The sequence below is a fragment of the Micrococcus sp. LASM2_SD2 genome, assembly GCF_057364565.1.
On sequence record NZ_JBNFOB010000256.1, the window covers coordinates 1 to 3,083 of the forward strand.

Annotated in this window: 3 protein-coding genes; 2 read left to right on the forward strand and 1 reads right to left on the reverse strand. The window is 72.7% G+C overall.

The window, feature by feature from the left end; translation table 11 throughout:
* Window positions 1-480: 480 nt before the first annotated feature.
* Window positions 481-948, reverse strand: a complete 468-nt coding sequence (locus AC2W7A_RS10975) for a YflT domain-containing protein (RefSeq protein ID WP_485991384.1) — start codon at window positions 946-948, stop codon at window positions 481-483.
* A 103-nt stretch (window positions 949-1,051) separates the two neighbouring features.
* Here AC2W7A_RS10975 and AC2W7A_RS10980 point away from each other — a divergent pair, with 103 nt between their 5' ends.
* Both AC2W7A_RS10980 and AC2W7A_RS10985 read left to right on the forward strand, forming a co-directional pair.
* Window positions 1,052-2,323 carry a magnesium transporter MgtE N-terminal domain-containing protein gene (locus AC2W7A_RS10980; protein WP_485991385.1) on the forward strand — a complete coding sequence of 424 codons (1,272 nt, stop codon included), beginning with the start codon at window positions 1,052-1,054 and terminating at the stop codon, window positions 2,321-2,323.
* Between the two features lie 9 nt (window positions 2,324-2,332).
* The coding region (locus AC2W7A_RS10985) for a DUF1003 domain-containing protein (RefSeq protein ID WP_485991386.1) at window positions 2,333-3,083 on the forward strand (751 nt) is incomplete at its 3' end.

Here is a 3,083-nt window from a genome sequence, read left to right on the forward strand (position 1 = left end):
CGAGCCGCCCTCCGGGGGCTCGGGCGGCTGCGGCTGGCCCCGGCGTGCCGCCGCGGGCGACGATGATCCGGTCCACCTCCTCCTGGGACAGCCGCAGCCCGTAGGTGCGGTCCAGGCCCTGGGGCGTGGCGTCTGCACTCGCGGAGGATCCGTCGGCGGCGGCCCCCTCGACGGCTGCGCGGGCTGGGCGGCCTGCCCGTCCCGGGTCTGCGGACGCTCCGCCGCCCGGCTGCTCCGCCGTGGACTGGGCAGGCTGGGACGCGCGACGTGCGCGCCGTTCTTGACCTGCCCGGCCTGACCAGTCTGGCCCTGGTGCCCGGCCTGACCCTGCTGCCCCTGCGAAGCCGGGGACGAGCCCGAGGCGCCGTGGGCGCTGGAGGAGGGCGCCATCGTCGGGGTCTGCTGGTGCGTCTGCGGGCCGGGGCCGCCCTGCTGCCCTGCGGGGCGGGCGAGACGGGCACGGCCTGACCGGAGCCGGCGTCAGGACGCCGCGGCACGCCCGGCGTGCTCGAAGGCCACCACCACGTCATAGGCGGCCGGCACCACCTGCTGGGTGGACGCGAAGCCGTTCCTGTCCTTGCGCATCGAGTGGCCGATCACGCCGAGGATCATCCACAGCCCCACGCCCAGCAGGGCGGAGAACAGCACCTGGTTCCAGCCGCCCTGCGGGGCGATGATGTACATGAACAGGCCGATCAGCGTGCCGAAGAGCAGGCCGCGCAGCGCGGCGGACAGCGCCACCTGCGGGTAGGACATCCGGCCGCGCACCCGCTCCACCACGCGCAGGTCCTTGCCCACCATGGTCACGGCGGTGGGCGGGACGTCGCCCTGGACCAGCCTCTCGAGCTGCTCCTGGGCGGCCTCGCGGGTGGTGTGCGTGGAGATCAGCTCGCCGCGCGGCAGGCCGTTCTCTCGGGCGGAGGTCGGTCCGGACATCATGAAGGACATGACCCCATTCTGCCGTGTCCCCGCGCGCAGGTCCCGGCCGCCGGGCCCCTGTACGCCCAGGGCCGATCTGGGACGCCGCGGACCGGAGGACTAGGCTGGACCGGTGAGCTCCTCCAAGATCTTCGTGGCCCGCCTGCTCGGGCTGGACGTGTTCGACCCGCTCGGCGACCGCCTCGGCCGCCTGCGGGACGTCGTGGTGCTCGACCGCGGAATGCGGGACGCACCGCTGGCGATCGGCCTGGTGATCGAGGTCCCCGGCAAGAAGCGCGTGTTCGTCCCCATGACCCGCGTGACCTCCATGGACTCGGGCCAGATCATCACCACCGGCCTGATCAACCTGCGCCGCTTCTCCCGGCGCGGCGCCGAGCAGACCGTGGCGGCGGACCTCTTCGACCGTCGGCTCACCCTGCTCGACGGCGAGGGCGAGGCCGTGCTGGAGGACGCCGGTCTGGAGCAGCAGCGCAACGGGGACTGGCTCATGACGGAGCTGTACGTGCGCAAGGACGCCGGCCGCAGCGCCTTCGGGCGCTCCCGCGGCGAGCACCGGCTGATCGCCTGGAACGAGGCACGGTGGACCGCCGGCTCCGAGCCGCAGGGCGCCACGAGCTTCGTGGCCCACCACGAGGACCTCAAGCCCGCCGACCTGGCGGACATGATCCATGACATGCCGGCCAAGCGCCGCGTGGAGGTCGCCGCCGAGCTGCAGGACGAGCGCCTCGCGGACGTCCTGCAGGAGCTCCCGGACGACGACCAGGTGCAGATCCTCTCCCACCTGGACATCGAACGCGCGGCCGACGTACTCGAGGAGATGGACCCGGACGACGCCGCGGACCTGCTCCACGAACTGCCGGACAGCCAGCAGGAGCTGCTCCTGGAGCTCATGGAGCCCGAGGACGCGGACGACGTGCGCCGCCTGCTCGAGTACGAGGAGGACACCGCCGGCTCCGTCATGACCCCCGTGCCGGTGATCATGGCCCCGGAGGACACGGTGGCCGAGGCGATGGCCACCATCCGCCAGCAGGAGATCTCCGCGGCCCTGGCCTCGCTCGTGCTGGTCGCCCGTCCTCCCCTGGAGACCCCCACCGGCCGCTACCTCGGCGCCGTGCACTTCCAGCAGCTGCTGCGCTACCCGCCGCCGGAGCCGCTCGGCAACATCCTGGACAAGGACCTCGAACCGGTCTCCGACCTCACCCCGATCGTCCACGTGACCCGCGAGCTGGCGACCTACAACCTCACCTGCATCCCCGTGGTGAACGCCCAGCAGCGTGTGGTCGGCGCCGTGACCGTGGACGACGTGCTGGACCACATCCTCCCGGACGACTGGCGGGCGATGGACCCGGAAGACCTGCCGAACCCGTCGACGAGCACGCAGTAAGGAGCGCCCATGGCCGAGAACGTCAAGGACCCGCGCACCCGCCAGTCCGGGCTGGACACGCCGCTCAGCGCGCGCCGCCGCCGCATGCCCCGCCTCACGCCGAACCCCGACGCGTTCGGCGAGGCGACCGAGGGCTTCGCCCGCTTCATGGGCACCCCGCAGTTCCTGCTGTGGATGACCCTGTTCTGTGCGATCTGGCTGGGCTGGAACACGTGGGGTCCGGAGTCCCTGCGCTTCGACGACGCCGCGATCGGCTTCACCGCCCTGACGCTGATGCTGTCCCTGCAGGCGTCCTACGCGGCTCCCCTGCTGCTGCTCGCGCAGAACCGCCAGGACGACCGTGACAAGGTGGCCCTGCGCGAGGACCGCGACCGTGCCGAGCGCAACCTCGCGGACACCGAGTACCTAACCCGGGAGATCGCCGGCCTGCGCCTGGCGCTGCAGGACATGTCCACCCGCGACTTCGTGCGCTCCGAGCTGCGCGGCGTGTCCGAGGACATCGTGGAGGAGCTGCGCGACTCCCTGCGCGAGGAGATCCGCAACGAGATCCGCAACGAGATCCGCAACGACCTGCTCGAGGCGCGCAGCGCGGAGAAGGACCGCAAGGCCACGAAGAAGGGCGGCAAGAAGACGGCGAAGAAGAAGGGGGAGCCGGCCCGCGCGGCGGACGGCGAGGACACCGCCACCCACCACCCTCGCCATCCTCGCCGCCCGAGGAGGCCGCCGAGCGCCGTGCGGCCGGGCAGGCCGCCGCCGCAGG

Bases quoted from the DNA above. Each gene is read 5' to 3' on its own strand.
- AC2W7A_RS10975 (WP_485991384.1), bottom strand. From the start codon at position 948: ATGTCCTTCATGATGTCCGGACCGACCTCCGCCCGAGAGAACGGCCTG.